This is a genomic window from Acidisoma sp. 7E03, assembly GCF_054665075.1.
On record NZ_BAAFHE010000002.1, the window covers coordinates 1 to 14,043 of the forward strand.

At 62.8% G+C, this 14,043-nt stretch carries 14 protein-coding genes and 1 pseudogene; 6 read left to right on the plus strand and 9 right to left on the minus strand.

From position 1 onward, the window contains the following. The first annotated feature begins 25 nt into the window (after positions 1 to 25). Positions 26 to 781 (plus strand): DUF6766 family protein, encoded by a 756-nt coding sequence (locus ACYQ6W_RS02795; protein ID WP_459673444.1) that lies wholly within the window; start codon positions 26 to 28, stop codon positions 779 to 781. A 48-nt stretch (positions 782 to 829) separates the two neighbouring features. Here the strand turns inward: ACYQ6W_RS02795 and ACYQ6W_RS02800 are convergent, their stop codons facing one another. Then, entirely contained in the window at positions 830 to 1,822 is a 993-nt protein-coding gene (locus tag ACYQ6W_RS02800; protein ID WP_459673445.1) for a manganese catalase family protein, read from the minus strand. A gap of 115 nt (positions 1,823 to 1,937) precedes the next feature. Here ACYQ6W_RS02800 and ACYQ6W_RS02805 point away from each other — a divergent pair, with 115 nt between their 5' ends. From ACYQ6W_RS02805 to ACYQ6W_RS02815, 3 genes are read left to right on the plus strand one after another with little or no spacing between them, the layout of a single operon-like run. Next, positions 1,938 to 3,368 carry a cytochrome ubiquinol oxidase subunit I gene (locus ACYQ6W_RS02805; protein ID WP_459673447.1) on the plus strand — a complete coding sequence of 477 codons (1,431 nt, stop codon included), beginning with the start codon at positions 1,938 to 1,940 and terminating at the stop codon, positions 3,366 to 3,368. Then, positions 3,365 to 4,402, plus strand: coding sequence for a cytochrome d ubiquinol oxidase subunit II (gene cydB, locus ACYQ6W_RS02810; protein ID WP_459673448.1), 1,038 nt, complete (start codon positions 3,365 to 3,367; stop codon positions 4,400 to 4,402). Before ACYQ6W_RS02805 ends, cydB begins: the two co-directional genes overlap by 4 nt. Further along, positions 4,386 to 4,601, plus strand: a complete 216-nt coding sequence (locus ACYQ6W_RS02815; protein WP_459673449.1) for a hypothetical protein — start codon at positions 4,386 to 4,388, stop codon at positions 4,599 to 4,601. The genes cydB and ACYQ6W_RS02815 overlap by 17 nt, the downstream gene beginning before the upstream one ends. Before the next feature lie 20 nt (positions 4,602 to 4,621). On the opposite strand, the gene ACYQ6W_RS02820 is transcribed toward ACYQ6W_RS02815, so the two are convergent. From ACYQ6W_RS02820 to ACYQ6W_RS02835, 4 genes and pseudogenes are all read right to left on the minus strand, one after another. Beyond that, entirely contained in the window at positions 4,622 to 4,897 is a 276-nt protein-coding gene (locus ACYQ6W_RS02820) for a PqqD family peptide modification chaperone (RefSeq protein WP_459673450.1), read from the minus strand. A gap of 74 nt (positions 4,898 to 4,971) precedes the next feature. Further along, positions 4,972 to 6,180 carry a zinc-dependent alcohol dehydrogenase gene (locus ACYQ6W_RS02825; protein WP_459673451.1) on the minus strand — a complete coding sequence of 403 codons (1,209 nt, stop codon included), beginning with the start codon at positions 6,178 to 6,180 and terminating at the stop codon, positions 4,972 to 4,974. 14 nt (positions 6,181 to 6,194) lie between these two features. Then, complete coding sequence (locus tag ACYQ6W_RS02830; protein WP_459674037.1) at positions 6,195 to 7,067, minus strand: glucose 1-dehydrogenase; 873 nt, start codon at positions 7,065 to 7,067, stop codon at positions 6,195 to 6,197. Between the two features lie 241 nt (positions 7,068 to 7,308). Continuing rightward, positions 7,309 to 7,923, minus strand: a pseudogene (locus tag ACYQ6W_RS02835) (cysteine hydrolase family protein). A 192-nt stretch (positions 7,924 to 8,115) separates the two neighbouring features. Here ACYQ6W_RS02835 and ACYQ6W_RS02840 point away from each other — a divergent pair. Further along, positions 8,116 to 8,472 carry a hypothetical protein gene (locus tag ACYQ6W_RS02840; RefSeq protein ID WP_459673452.1) on the plus strand — a complete coding sequence of 119 codons (357 nt, stop codon included), beginning with the start codon at positions 8,116 to 8,118 and terminating at the stop codon, positions 8,470 to 8,472. Between the two features lie 20 nt (positions 8,473 to 8,492). Beyond that, positions 8,493 to 9,779 carry a zinc-dependent alcohol dehydrogenase gene (locus ACYQ6W_RS02845; RefSeq protein WP_459673453.1) on the plus strand — a complete coding sequence of 429 codons (1,287 nt, stop codon included), beginning with the start codon at positions 8,493 to 8,495 and terminating at the stop codon, positions 9,777 to 9,779. Between the two features lie 64 nt (positions 9,780 to 9,843). On the opposite strand, the gene ACYQ6W_RS02850 is transcribed toward ACYQ6W_RS02845, so the two are convergent. The 4 genes from ACYQ6W_RS02850 to ACYQ6W_RS02865 are packed head-to-tail and all read right to left on the minus strand — an operon-like array spanning position 9,844 to position 14,041. Beyond that, a complete protein-coding gene (locus ACYQ6W_RS02850) occupies positions 9,844 to 10,827 on the minus strand; it encodes a UDP-glucuronic acid decarboxylase family protein (RefSeq protein WP_459673454.1) in 984 nt (327 codons plus the stop codon). After that, entirely contained in the window at positions 10,824 to 11,912 is a 1,089-nt protein-coding gene (locus ACYQ6W_RS02855; RefSeq protein WP_459673455.1) for a CgeB family protein, read from the minus strand. Before ACYQ6W_RS02855 ends, ACYQ6W_RS02850 begins: the two co-directional genes overlap by 4 nt. A 9-nt stretch (positions 11,913 to 11,921) precedes the next feature. Continuing rightward, positions 11,922 to 13,016, minus strand: coding sequence for a CgeB family protein (locus tag ACYQ6W_RS02860; RefSeq protein WP_459673456.1), 1,095 nt, complete (start codon positions 13,014 to 13,016; stop codon positions 11,922 to 11,924). Beyond that, positions 13,016 to 14,041, minus strand: a complete 1,026-nt coding sequence (locus ACYQ6W_RS02865) for a CgeB family protein (RefSeq protein WP_459673457.1) — start codon at positions 14,039 to 14,041, stop codon at positions 13,016 to 13,018. Before ACYQ6W_RS02865 ends, ACYQ6W_RS02860 begins: the two co-directional genes overlap by 1 nt. Positions 14,042 to 14,043 lie beyond the last annotated feature (2 nt).

Genomic DNA, 14,043 nt, shown 5'->3' on the forward strand with positions numbered 1-14,043 from the left:
CTGGACGTGTCCGAAGCCATGATCCATGTCGCCATGGGCAGCCTGCTACTGCGCCGGATCGCCCATAACTGACATTTCTCAAACGGACTCTAAGGGCGGCGGCGTGGGGACATCGAGGGATGAAACGCAGACCGGAGGAGGCCTTTGGCGCTTTCTCTGCGACAATAGCATGTCCATCGCCCTGCTTCTGCTGTTCGTGGCCTGCCTAGGCGGTCAGGCAGCGGCGGGTTGGCCGGCCTATAATGCTGCGCAACGTACCGCCCGGCTCGGCCCGATTTCCTTCTCGCGGTACCTTGGAACGGGCGACTTCCTCGACGGCATCTTCAGTAACTGGCAGGCGGCAATCCTTCAGCTCGCGGTTCTCGTCGCCTTCAGCAGCGTGCTCCGCCAGCGTGGCGCGGCCCATTCGCGCAAGACTCCGGCTCAGACCGGTCGGCTGACCGTGAAGCTCAGGCCGCGAAAGACGCTCGGCAGCTGGCTCTATGCCAATTCCCTGTCTCTTGCCCTGATCGGTCTCTTTCTTCTTTGTTTTCTGCTGCACGCCCTCTTCGGCGCCTGGAAGTACAGCGAGCAGCAGGCATTGCTGCGCGCGCCGGGCCTGGGCGTCGTCGCCTATATGGGCACGGCAGGGTTCTGGTCCTCGGCGCTGCAATGCTGGGAGGCGGAACTCGGCGCCATTGCCACCTACCTCATCTGCAGCATCTATCTTCGTCAGGAAAGCTCGCCGGAATCGAAGCACGTGGAAGCGACGGACGACGACACCGGGGAGACGAACGAGTAACCGTAGGGGAGGGGTGGCGCTGCACGCCACCCCTTATCCTTCATCCACTCAGCCGATCTGCTGAGTCTCGGCCCCACTATCGGGCCGCGCCGGCCCGAGCACCGGCTCTTCACCCATCGGCTGATTGACGAAGGTGCGGAACTCACCGCGGCCATCCGGCGAGGGGCCACTGTTCCAGCGCGCAGGCGGGGGCGTCTCGCCATCCGCAGCGGTGGCGAAGAAAGCATAGCTGTAGTCCTCGACTTCTTCGCCTTGCGGAAAGCTGTTCGGAATCGGCAGCGTCTCGGAATGGCCGCCCAGTTCCTCGATAACGGCGAGCCACTGTTGCTGATGCATCGTGTCGCGCGCGATGAGGAAGGACAGCATCTCCCTCATGCCGCTATCCTGCGTTGAGTTGAAGAGGCGCGTGGCGAGCACACGCCCTGTGCTTTCAGCGGCAACGTTGCAGTACATGTCGGCCGCGATGTTCCCGCTCGCGTAGATGTGGGACATGTCAAACGGAACGCCATCCGCGTTGGCGGGATAAGCGGCCATGCCTGTGGACAGCAGATGCCTCTGCAGCATGCCTTCAACGGCGCTGCGCGGCCGTTCTCCACCCATGATCTCACCGACGACCCCCATGGCGCTCGCGCTCTGCACGCTGGACGGCGCGGTTTCCAGATTGAGCGCCACGGCGGTCGCCAGCATTTCGATGTGGCCGAGCTCCTCGGTTGCCGTGTGAAGCAGCATGTCGCGATATTTCGTAGAAGGCGCGCGGCATCCCCATGCTTGGAAGAAATACTGCATGCAGACCCGGATCTCTCCTTCGATCCCGCCGATCGCCTGCTGCAGCTGCCGCGCGAAAATCGGGTCCGGTGCGTCGACGCGAACCGGCCACTGCAGCCTCTTGTCGTGGTAATACATCGCCATCTCCTTAGTACGTAGGTTGCGAATGGAACCTAGTTGCAACACAACGCCGCCAATAGGCAAAAGCTCGAACGCGCCAAGCACGTTTGAGGGAGCATCAGCATCACGAGGAGCGATACGAGATTGAAAGCTCACAAGTCGGAATGCTTCTCTGAACGTGAAGGCAAGGACAAGAAGCCTGTGATACCAGTGTGGAAGATAGATCAACTACAACGGAGAGAGTGATGCACGGCGCTCACGCAGCTCCCCGATGACGGCGGCCGCTCCGCCCCTGCTGGCCATCATCCTTGCACGCGGACAGTTCGGGTTCACGATCGCCTTCCATATCCTGTTCCCGGCATTTTCCATCGGATCGGCGAGCTTTCTAGCCGTGCTTGAGATTCTCTGGCTTACCACTGGCCGGGACCTCTACCTCGCCGCCTTTCGCTATTGGCTGCGGATCTTTGCCGTCGCGTTCGCAATGGGTGTCGTCTCCGGCATCGTGATGGCGTATGAGATCGGCGCGAATTGGAGCGGCTATTCGGCGAAAGTCGGGCCTATTCTCGGCCCCCTCCTTGCCTGGGAAACCTTGACGGCCTTCTTTCTCGAGGCCGGCTTTCTCGGCATCATGATCTTCGGGCTCGAGCGCGTCGGGCACCGTCTACATGTCTTCGCCACCTGCATGGTGGCGGTCGGCACGCTCATCTCGGCCTCATGGATCCTGATGGCCAATTCCTGGATGCAGACACCCGCGGGGGCCGCGCTCGGGCCGAATGGGGGTTATGTTCCGGTCGACTGGTGGCAGATCTGTTTCAACCCGAGCTTTCCCTATCGCTGGGTGCACATGGTGCTGGCCGCCTATCTCGCGACCGCGTTCTGCGTGGGCGGCGTGGCGGCCTTCCACCTTCTCCGGGATCGCCACAATCCGATCGCGCGCCTCATGTTCTCGATGGCGATGTGGATGGCGGTCATCGTCATGCCCGTCCAGATCCTCGCCGGCGACGAACAGGGACGCAACACGCTGGAGCACCAGCCGGCAAAGGTCGCTGCGATGGAGGGCGACTTCGAGACCCGCGCGGGACAGCCGCTGGTTCTGTTCGGGCTGCCCAGCGTCGCGCAGGGACGAAACCTCGCAGAGCTTTCCGTGCCGCATCTCGGCTCGGTGATCCTCACGCATCGCTGGAACGGCGTGGTGCGCGGCCTTAAGGCCTTTCCGCGAAGCGACTGGCCGGTCGTCTTCGTCGTGTTCTGGAGCTTTCGCGTCATGGTGGGGCTTGGCTGCCTCATGTTCCTGCTGGGCCTTGCCGGGCTTTACCTACGCATACGCGGCTGCCTCTATGACACCAGGCCGTTCCTGCGGGCGGCGCAGATTCTTTCTCCTGCGGGATTCATTTGTATCTTGGCAGGATGGACCACAACGGAGGTTGGGCGCCAACCCTGGACAGTGTACGGTCAATTGCGTACGGCGCAGAGCGTCTCTCCGATCACACTCGGCGAAGTTGCACTCTCCTGCGGCATCATTCTTCTCGTCTATGTCGTCGTCTTCGGCGCGGGCATCCGCTACCTGCTGCACATGATGGCGGTGCCGCCCACGGGAACGGAGACGCAGCTGCGCGCCGACCAGCCCTTGCGCAGCCAGGGGATCAATCCGGCGCCTGTGGGTGACAGGCGGCCCGGCGGACTGGGAGTGCCAGGCCGATGACGACGATCCTCGCAGGACAACCCCTGTTGCCCGTTCTTTGGGCCGGCATCATGGCCTTCGTCATTCTCGCCTATGTCGTGCTCGACGGCTTCGATCTCGGCATCGGCTTGCTCTTTGCCGTGGAACCGAAGCTCGAGGACCGCGATGTCATGGTCAACACCGTGGCCCCGGTCTGGGACGGCAACGAGACGTGGCTCGTCCTTGGCGGCAGTGGCCTCTATGCCGTCTTTCCAGGTGCCTACAGCACGATCTTGCCGGCGGTTTATCCCTTGCTCATCATCATGCTTATGGGGCTGATTTTTCGTGGTGTCGCCTTCGAGTTTCGTTTCCGCGCAGTCGAGGCCCATAGGCGCTGGTGGGACTGGGCCTTTCTCGGCGGCTCGCTCGCGGCAGGCTTCACCCAAGGAACCATTCTCGGTGCGCTGATTGATGGCACCACGCTGCACGACGGCGCCTTCGCCGGCACTGCGTTTGACTGGCTGGCGCCGTTTCCGCTCTTCTGTGGCATCGCTGTCGTTTTCGGCTACGCATTGCTTGGGTCAAGCTGGCTCATTCTTCGCACCGGCGGCCCGCTGCAGGCACGAATGCGCCGGCGCACCCTGAGGTTGGGTGTCGTCATGCTGATTTTGCTTGGCGTCGTCAGCTTGTGGACACCCTTCCTGAATGTGCATTTCGTCAGCCGCTGGTTCTCGTGGCCCGGCTATTGGGCGACGGCCGCGGGGCCTCTTCTCTCCTTGCTCCTCGCCGTTCTGTTCTTCCGCTCGATCGCGCGTGAGGACAGCCCGCGCCACGAAGCTACGCCCTTCCTCTGCGCGCTCGGATGGTTCACCCTCGGGTTTCTGGGGCTGGGATTTTCGATCTTTCCGATGATCGTGCCACCAACGATGGATATCTGGCAGGCGTCATCCGCTCATTCGAGCCAGATCTTCACGCTGGTCGGCATGGGTGTGATGATTCCACTCATCCTCGCCTACAACGTCTTGTCATACTACATCTTCCGCGGAAAGGTGGAACCGGGTGCGCATTATCATTGAGCGCCGGCGAAAGCCCGACCTATTTAATCGTCTGCTGGGGCAGACCCTCCGCCAGCCACAGCTGAAAGCGGTGGAAGCGTGGCTTGCGCGGCGGCCACGCCTCCAGCGCTGGCTCTGGTTCGTGGGGCTTTATTGGGCGGGCGTTCTCGCGGTGGTGACGGTTGCCTTTGCACTCACCGCTATCGTGCCGAAGCATTGAGCAGCGATGTCATGCCGACGTTAATCCTCCTCGCAGAGGATGGCGCGGGCTTCCAGATCTTCGAACAGCGTCAGACAGTCAGCGATTACCTGGGGCTTCGGCATGCCCGTCGCCTCGGCAACCTCCGTCACGATGTCGTTCACCGAGCGGCTGTCATCCACGAGGCGGATCATCGCGTAGGATGACGCGCCGAGAGCGAGCACAGCCGACGCGGTCCTCAGGCTCCAAACATCGGCGTCCGCATCAAAATCGAGACGAACGTCGGGGCAGAAGCGCGGGATGCTATCTTCGTTCATGATGATCTCTCCTCCGAGACGCAAAGAAGGCGGCCGCCCCGGGGCGGCCGCCGCGCGCGTAAATCGTCGTTCGGTCAGCCCAGCTTCAGCTCCGTCTTGATCCAGCCGGGCTGCCTCTGGTCGAAGGCGAGGTAGGCGTCAACCACTTCCGTCATCTGCTCCACCTTCGTCAGCACCGACAGAGGATCGATACGACCCATCCGCACCATCTCAACGAGTTCCGGCACATAGGCGCGATGGTTGCAGTTACCCGCCTTGATCGTGAGGTTCTTGTTCATGGCGATGCCGATGGGGAAGCTCGTGTCCGCCGGCGGGTAGACACCGATGATACCGAGCGATCCGGCTTTGGCCAGCGACTGGACCGCCCATTCCAAGGCCTGCGCCGGGGCATCTCCCGGCACCCAATGCCCGTCATGGGGATGCTGTTCCGGCGCAATTGACTGCTGCTCCTGCTTGTCCTGAGCTTGAGCCGCGCGATCCGCCGCTGCGGGGCCCGCGTGACTGTGCATCGCATCCACCCCGACCGCATCGATCGCACGATCCGCTCCGATGCCGCCTGTCAGACGCTTGATGGTTGCGACCGGGTCCTCCTCCTCGAAATTGACCGTGAAGGCCCCCTGTCGCCGCGCCATGGCCAGCCGATCCTCGTAGCGGTCGATGGCGATCACACGACCGGCACCCTGCAGGAAGGCGCTCGCGATGGCGAACTGGCCGACCGGGCCGCAGCCGAAAACGGCCACAGTGTCTCCTCTGCGCACCTCCGCAAGTTCGGCCCCGAACCAGCCTGTGGGAAAGATATCGGAGATGAGAATGGCCTGATCATCGTTCACGTCGTCCGGCAGCTTGACCAGCGTGGTCGCCGCAAAGGGGATGCGAGCACGCTCGGCCTGCAAACCGTTGATCGGCCCCGTCATGGCCGGGCCGCCGAAGAAGCAGGTGCCAGCATCGGGGCCGTTCGGATTTGCCCGGTCACACTGGGCATAATAGCCCGCGCGACAGTAGCTGCACGTGCCGCAGCCGATGGTGGAGCAGACGACCACCCGGTCGCCGACTTCGAGATTGCGCACATCGGATCCAAGCTCTTCGACGATGCCGACGCCTTCATGCCCAAGAATTGTCCCCTTCTTCATGCCGCTCATCGTGCCGCGGACGAAGTGCAGGTCGGTGCCGCAGATCGCGCTTGCGGTGAGACGAACGACGGCGTCCGTCGGTTGCTCGATACGGGGGTCGTCCACCTCGGCCAGTGCTATGTCGCCTACGCCTCTCCAGATGACTGCTTTCATGATCCTCGCTCCGCTCACAGGGTTGGGCGGCCACCCGTCACCGGGATATAGGCGCCGGAGATGTAGCTGCTCTCATCTGAGGCGAGCATGACGTAAGGAGCGGCAAGCTCCGCCGGCTGAGCCGCGCGGCCGAGAGGCACGTTCTGCCCAAAGGAGGCAATCTTCTCGTCCGGCATGGTGGAAGGGATGAGGGGCGTCCAGACCGGCCCAGGGCCGATGCAGTTGACCCGGATTCCCTTCTCACCGAGGGACTGGGCGAGTCCCGCGGTGAAATTGGCGATCGCACCCTTCGTCGTTGCATAGGGAAGAAGAGAGGGCGACGGTGTCTTCGCATTTACCGAGGAGGTAGCGATGATGCTCGCGCCGGGACGCAGGTGCGGAAGGGCGGCTTTGACGAGGAAGAAATAGGCGTAGATATTGGTGCGGAAGGTGTGATCCCACTCCTCCTCGCTGACGTCCTCGATAGAGGCATGTGTGGCCTGGAAGGCGGCGTTGTTCACAAGAACATCGATTTTGCCGAAGGCCTCTACCGCCGTCTCGATGATTTTTCGGCACTGCGCGTCTTTAGAGACGTCGCCTGGCACCAAAACCGCGCGCTGTCCCGCGGCCTGAACAAGTGCTTCCGTTTCCTTGGCATCATCATGTTCGTCCAGATACGAGATCAGAACATCGGCGCCTTCCCGCGCGAAGGCCAGAGCGACGGCGCGGCCGATGCCGCTATCGCCCCCCGTGATGATGGTTGCCTTGCCCTTCAGTCGGCCACTTCCCCTGTAGCTCTCCTCGCCATGGTCGGGGCGAGGCTGCATCGCCTCGGTGTTCCCAGGCATCGGTTGCCGTTGATTGGGAAAAGGCGGACGCGTTTCTTCATCTTTCGGTTGCTGCGACATGACTACACTCTCTCGACAATGGTGGGTGTTCATAAAAAGCACGCGGCAACCCTGCGCCGGTCTCACGATGGGGTGCTTGATGATGACCTCATTGCAGTGTGAAGATGTCGGTCGATGAGACGTGAAGGGTCACGTCTCACTCAGAGGAGGAGTCTATGATCCTCCGCTGGCTGCTGCTGGGTCCGCGCGCATGCCTGTCCGGCCTGCTAGATGCCATCGCTGACATGGCGTCCCCGTCTCGCTAAGAGCGATGCCAGAGCGCCAGGATAGTGTCCGTCGTGGTGGTTTCGATCTGCTGGCCGTAGCGCTCGTGATAGAGGCGCATCAGCGCATCATGCGTCCGATCTGAGGACGAACCCAGTGCGTCCGAAGGAATGAGAACGCGGTAACCGCGATCGACCGCCCCCAGCACGGCCGCCAGAACACAAACATCCGTCTAGGCGCCGCTGATGATCAGCGTGTCTGCTTGCGCCTCCCGAAGACAATCAGCGAGTGTGGGTTCGACCCAAGGCGAATAGGTGAGCTTGTCGATGACCGTCGCAGGAGGGCAAAGATCCCGCAGCTCCGGGAGAAGTTCAAACTGCCGTTGCTTCTGCCCTTCTGCCACAAGATCAGCCCACCGGTCATAGTAGCGGCGCCAGGTGCCGGGCAAGTCTTGCGCCGCGGCCGGCGGTACGAAGCGTGTGAAGATCGTGCGGTCCGGCCGGTAGCTGGCCAAACGATGGACGATAGGACGAATGCGCCCCATCCATGGGGTATGCCACTCGGTTTCTCCCGCGAACACGATCTGCATATCGATGCAAAGATGATAGCATCGGGCCCCAATCGGCCCGAATGGCAACTCCTGTAGTGTCATGATTCGTCATTACTCTTAGTTCATGAGAGACAGCGGGTGGAGAGGCGTGTGCCGGAACCATCTAGTGGCATTATAGAGTGCTCAACATCGAGTTTTGGAACACTAGGCCGTGTGGGCCCTTGGGGTGCGTCCTCGGGGGTGCCAGTTGCAGGGGGCGGGTCGATCCCGCCTGAAACACGATGGAGAAGCTAGATGCGTATCATCTTCAAAACGGCAGTCGCCTCGGCCTTCTTCCTTTCCGCAGGCGGGCTGGCTCCAGCCTTTGCACAGACCACTTCGCCGAGTGCGTCGACGGCGCCGTCCTCCAGCGGCAACGCCGGCGGCACGTCGATCCAGAAGATGCCGGGCAATGTCGGCGCCGGTGATTCCCAAAATGGAAGCGGCGGCATGGGTGCAGGCACGACGGGGGCGGGCACGGGCGGCGGCTCGGGCACCGGTGCAGGTTCGGGAACCGGGGCTGGGTCCGGCACCGGAGGTGGGTCCGGCACGGGCGGCGCGGGTGGTGCCGGCGGCGGCTCGGGTGGTGGCGCCGGTGGCGGTGGCGGCTGATCTACCGGCCTTTTGACGGGATGTATGGCGCGCTGCATGGGGTTGCTCCATGCGGCGCGCACCTCGTTGGCGGCAAGCATGCACCGACGGGGACGGAGCCTGTGCTGTATCATCGATCCTTGGAGACCTCGTTCATGAAAGCCCTCGTCTGGCACGGTAAAGGTGATATCCGCTGTGACACGGTTCCCGATCCCGGCATCGAAGATAGTCGGGACGTCATTTTGCGCGTGACCGCGTGCGCGATCTGCGGATCGGATCTTCATTTGATGGACGGCCAGATGCCCACCATGGAGAATGGTGATGTTCTCGGGCATGAGTTCATGGGCGAGGTCGTGGAGACTGGCTCGCCCGGCCACGTCCTCAAGAAAGGTGACCGCGTCGTCGTGCCCTTCACGATCAACTGCGGCGCCTGTGCGCAGTGCAAACGGGGAAACTGGGCCGCGTGCTTGCGATCAAACCGCAATGGAGAGATGGCGGCCAAGCAATTTGGCTATCCCACTGCGGGCCTCTTCGGCTATTCCCACATCACGGGCGGCTACTGGGGTGGGCAGGCGGAGTACGTGCGTGTGCCGATGGCGGATGTCGGGCCCATGAAAGTGCCCGAGAGCATGGGCAACGAGGAAGCGCTGTTCCTTTCGGATATCTTGCCCACGGGGTGGCAAGCCGCCCTTCATTGCGACATCAAGGGCGGAGAGACGGTCGCGATCTGGGGTGCCGGGCCGGTCGGCCTCTTCACCATCAAATCTGCCCAGATCATGGGAGCGGCGCGGATCATCGTCATCGAGACGGTCCCGGAACGCATCGCCCTGGCGCGCGAGGCGGGTGCGACCGATATCATTGATCTTGCAGAGGGCGATGTGGTCGCGAAGATCAAGGACATGACGAATGGGGAGGGGCCCGATGCCGTCATCGACTGTGTCGGCATGGAATCCTCCGCGCCACCCGGAACGCTTGGCACGCTTGGCAAGATACAGGAAAAGCTGACCTCGACGCAGCGTCCGTATGCGTTGGCGGAGGCCCTGCAGGCGGTGCGCTCCGGCGGCATCGTCTCCATCCCCGGGGTCTATGGTGGGCCGATCCCGCTCAACATGGGTGCCGTCGTGCAGAAGGGTCTCACCATTCGCAGTGGCCAGACACATGTGAAGCGTTACATGGGAGATCTTGCAGAGCGGATCGCGCGGGGCGAGATCGACCCAACCTTCCTCATCACCCATCGCAGCGGGGACCTTGCGCAAGGTCCAGAACTCTACGAGACGTTCCGTGACAAGAAGGATGGCTGCGTCAAAGTGGTCTTCAACTTGGCCTGAAATCTGCGGCGGGCAATGAAGCAAGGAGAAGGCCGGACAGGACATTGCCCTGCCGGCCTTTTTCTCATGCGGCGACGGTTTCGGCGGGACGCTCGGCGAGTGCCAGGCGAAACCAGTCGATGGTCCGCTTGAGGCCAAGTCGTAGTTCCACCTTGGGCGACCATCCCAGCAGACGGCGCGCCGCCGCGATATCTGGCCGGCGGCGGCAGGGATCATCCTGCGGCAGAGGGCGATGCACAAGCGGTGACCGCGTCTGCGTCATCTCGGTAATCAGATCGGCAAGCTCCGCGATCGTGATCTCGCTCGGGTTGCCGATATTGACCGCATGGTCCAAGGCGCGCGGGTGACTGATCAGGGCGAGGAAACCCGCGATCAGATCGTCCACATAGCAGAAGGAGCGAGTTTGGCTGCCATCACCATAGATCGTCATCTCTTCGCCGCGGAGCGCTTGTGAAATCATGTTGGAGACGACCCGGCCATCACTCGCACGAAGGCGAGGTCCATAGGTGTTGAAGATGCGCGCGACGCGCACTTCGGCGAGGCCACGTCTCTGATAGTCGAAGCAGAGAGTCTCTGCTGCGCGCTTGCCCTCGTCATAGCAAGAGCGGGGGCCTGCCGGATTGACATTGCCGAAGTAAGTCTCCGGTTGCGGATGGACCTCGGGGTTGCCGTAAACCTCGCTTGTCGAGGCCTGGAGGAGACGTGCGCCCTGAGCGCCCGCGAAGGCGAGGAGATTGTTGGTGCCGACGACGCTGGTCAGCATGGTGTGAACCGGATCCCGCCCGTAAAGCTGAGGTGATGCGGCGCAGGCGAGATTGAAGACGAGATCAGCCTGCAGTCCTGCGGGAAGAGGATCGATGACGTCATGGCGGACGAATTCAAACCGCTGATGGTCGATCAGGGTGTCGATGTTGTGCAGCGTTCCCGTCTCAAGATTGTCCAGGCAGATGACGTGGACGCCCTGGGAGAGAAGCCTTTCACAGAGGTGAGACCCGAGGAAGCCGGCACCGCCGGCCACGAGAGCGGTTCTTGTGTCTTGAGCGGTCATAGCGCAGCTCTCTCTTTCTGTTCAGATTGGGCTTTCGCGTCCTCCAACTGATGGACGAGGTCCCGGGCCCGTTCAGTGGCAGTATGGCGGCGGAGGCAAAGCACACGCGCGCGACGCGCCATCTGCTGGCGACGATCCTCCGCCATCGCAAGGGCCGCCAGCACATCGGTGCTCGTGCGGACAGGTTTGATCGCCTCCCCCAGCGGGAAGAATGTCTCGAGGCCCGGCCATTCATCCGTCAGGACGGGCGTCCCGCAACCAGCGGCTTCAAACAGCCGGACACTGGGGCTGTAGCCCGCGGCGATCATGTCCGCGCGCGTGATGTTCAACGTCCAGGCCTGCGCGCTGTAGAAGTGAGGGTGGTCGGTGGGTGGGAGATGTTCAATCCGCTCTACGTTGTCCGGCCAATCGATGGTCGCAGGATACTGGGCACCGGCGACGACGAAGCGCCGCTCGGGCGCCCGCCTCGCCGGTTCCAGCAAAAGCCGCTCGAGCGCGGGTTGGCGATCCACACTATAGGTTCCGAGATAGCCAAGATCCCACCGGCGTTCGCACGCAACCGGCTTGTAGCGATCTGCGTCTACGCTGCAGTACAGGGGCACTGCCCGGCGTGCGTCAAAATCCTGCTCCAGATGACGAAGCGTCGGGCCGCCGGTGAACGACAGATAGAGATCGAAGAGCGGGATGGTCCGCCGCGCGAGATACTCTTCGTCTCCGCGATACAGCTTTTGCAGCGTCACCGGCGTATCGATGTCGTAGAAGCAGAGAAGTCCCCGCTGCACGATGCCGGAAAGCCACGAGGCGATCGTCACACCATCCGCCGTGTATGAGCCCAGAATGACTATGTCCGCTGCCGCAATGGTGGTGCGGAACCGGCTGAGATCCTCGACATCTTGATACAGCGCGAGCTCGCAGAAGTCGGGAGCCGGCATGTCACGATGCGCGGCGTACCAGGGCTGGTTGCGTTCCAGAAACAGGACCTCATGGCCCAGTTGCGCCAGCGCCCTCAGGAGCGCTCTATACGTGGTGGCATGGCCGTTGCCCCAGGAGGAGCTGAGCGTCAGCCCTATAATGACGAAGCGCATGGAGGCCCCTTACACGAGTGCCATGGCGCGCTTCTGCGCGCGCAACTCGCCCAGCAGGGCGTGGACCTGCCGGCCGCGATGTTCATAGGTGTGGTCCCGGCGGATGCGGGCCAGGGCCGCCTGTCCGATCTGACCTGCCCGTTCGGGCGAAAGGTCAGCCAGCAACTCCGCCACGTCCCGACCGTCCCGGGCGAGAAGAATCTCCGTATCGGGTTCGAGAAAGAGCTCTATTCCCGCCCATGCATCGGTGATGAGGCAGGCGCCGGCCCCAGCGGCTTCAAACACACGCGTTGCCGGCGAAAAGCCGACGTCCGCCATGCTGTCACGCGCGATGTTGAGAACGGCACCCGCCGAGCTGTTGAGCACGTTGTGCATTGCCGATCCGACATGCCCTATGGATCGGACATTGGCGGGCATCGATTTGTCCTGCCAGCCCGATCCGGCCAGGAGAAAGCTGCGATCAGAGAGCAAACCAGCTGGAGAAAGGAAATACTCCTCAACCCGATGCTCACGATCGGGCAGCCGGTTGCCGAGGAAGAGCAGATGGCAACGATACCTGTCCTCCGGCGGCATCGGGTGATGAGTCGCAGGATCAAGTGCATTGTAGACCGGGATGCAGCGGGGCGCTCCCAGGGCTTCGTAGCGGTCGATGACCGGCGGGCCGCCGCCATAGGTCAGAACGGCATCCAGCCCCGGCAGGCTGCGCCGCAGCGGATGGTTTTCCGCATGCGCCAACTCGGCGAGCGTCGCAGGTGCGTCCACATCCCAGAAGATCCGAAGCGCGTCTGCCCGCGCCGCGGCCATGACTCCCTGCAGCAAGACGTCATCGAACACGCCCACACCGCTTGCCTTGACCACGACCTCGTACTCGGCGGCTTCATCGATGACGGATCTGACGCCGTCGACGGTCGCGGGGTAGATGACGACCCTCGCCCATTCGGGCGGCGCGATATCGCGATGGGCCTGGCGCTCGAAGGCGTCCGGCTCGAAGAAGGTGATCTGATGCCCATGCTGCGCCAGGGCCTGCAGCAGGCCGCGATAATAGGTGGCGGCGCCGTTCCAGTAGGAGGAGAGAAGGCTGGAGCCATAGAAGGCGATGCGCATCAGGCGGCCTCCTCCTGCTGCCGCTGGCCAAGACGGCCGAGGATATCGAGCAGTTGCTGAGCACGATGGCCGCAGGTGTGACGCGCCTCGATCGTGCGACGGCCCGTGTTTGCCAGATGCGCTCGCAAATCCACGTCGTGTTGAAGCCTACGCATCATCTGCTCCATCTCCGCGGGTGTTTCGGCCATCAGAAAATCGTCACCCGGCGTGAAGAGGTGTTCCACGTCCTGCCATGGCGCTGACACGAGCGGGATGCCACAGGCAAGAGCCTCGAACACCCGGATGGTGGGGATGCCTGGAAGCTGTGTCGTGTAGAAACGGCGAGGAACGTGGATGGTGAACTGGTGCCGGTGGAAGATCTGCGGTGCGCGGGCATTCGCCGTCCATCCATGATACTGCGCGCCGAAAGCGGCGAGTGCTGCACGCGCGTCTTCCGGGTAGCGAACGCCATAGATGTCGAGCGGCAGACCCATCTGCGCCGTTGGGCGCAGTAGATAGGCATGCAGTTCCTCACTGCGTTCGCCATCGCCCCAGTTGCCGATCCAAACCGCGCCGTGGCGCTCAGCCTCCTGTGCGGGGGGCTGGAAGGTGGTGGTGTCAGCAGCCTCGTGCCATGTGAAGACTCGATCGGCCCACCCGGCACGCCGATAAGCGTCCGCCAATGAATCTCCGAACGCGAGAACCCCATCGAAGGTGGAGAGGTCGAAGGCCGTCATGGCCGCGGGGTCGCTCACCATGCGATGATGGGTGTCGTGGAACAGCAGTTGGAAGCGGGCGCCTTGCGCGCGGCGCCGCCCGATGGCCGAGATCAGAGACGACTCCGTCCATTCATGCACGAGAACGACATCAGCGTCGGACAGCATGAGGTCGAGATCCGGCGCGATGATGTGGCTGCGGGTCGCCAGATCCGGAAAGTCGCGGACGAAGGCCCGCACGGCGTCCGCACCCTGATCGGCTTCGAGGTTCAGCCGGCTCCAGCTGTCGGCCGGCTCGTAGAAGGCAATTTCATGTCCAAGGGCGAGCATTG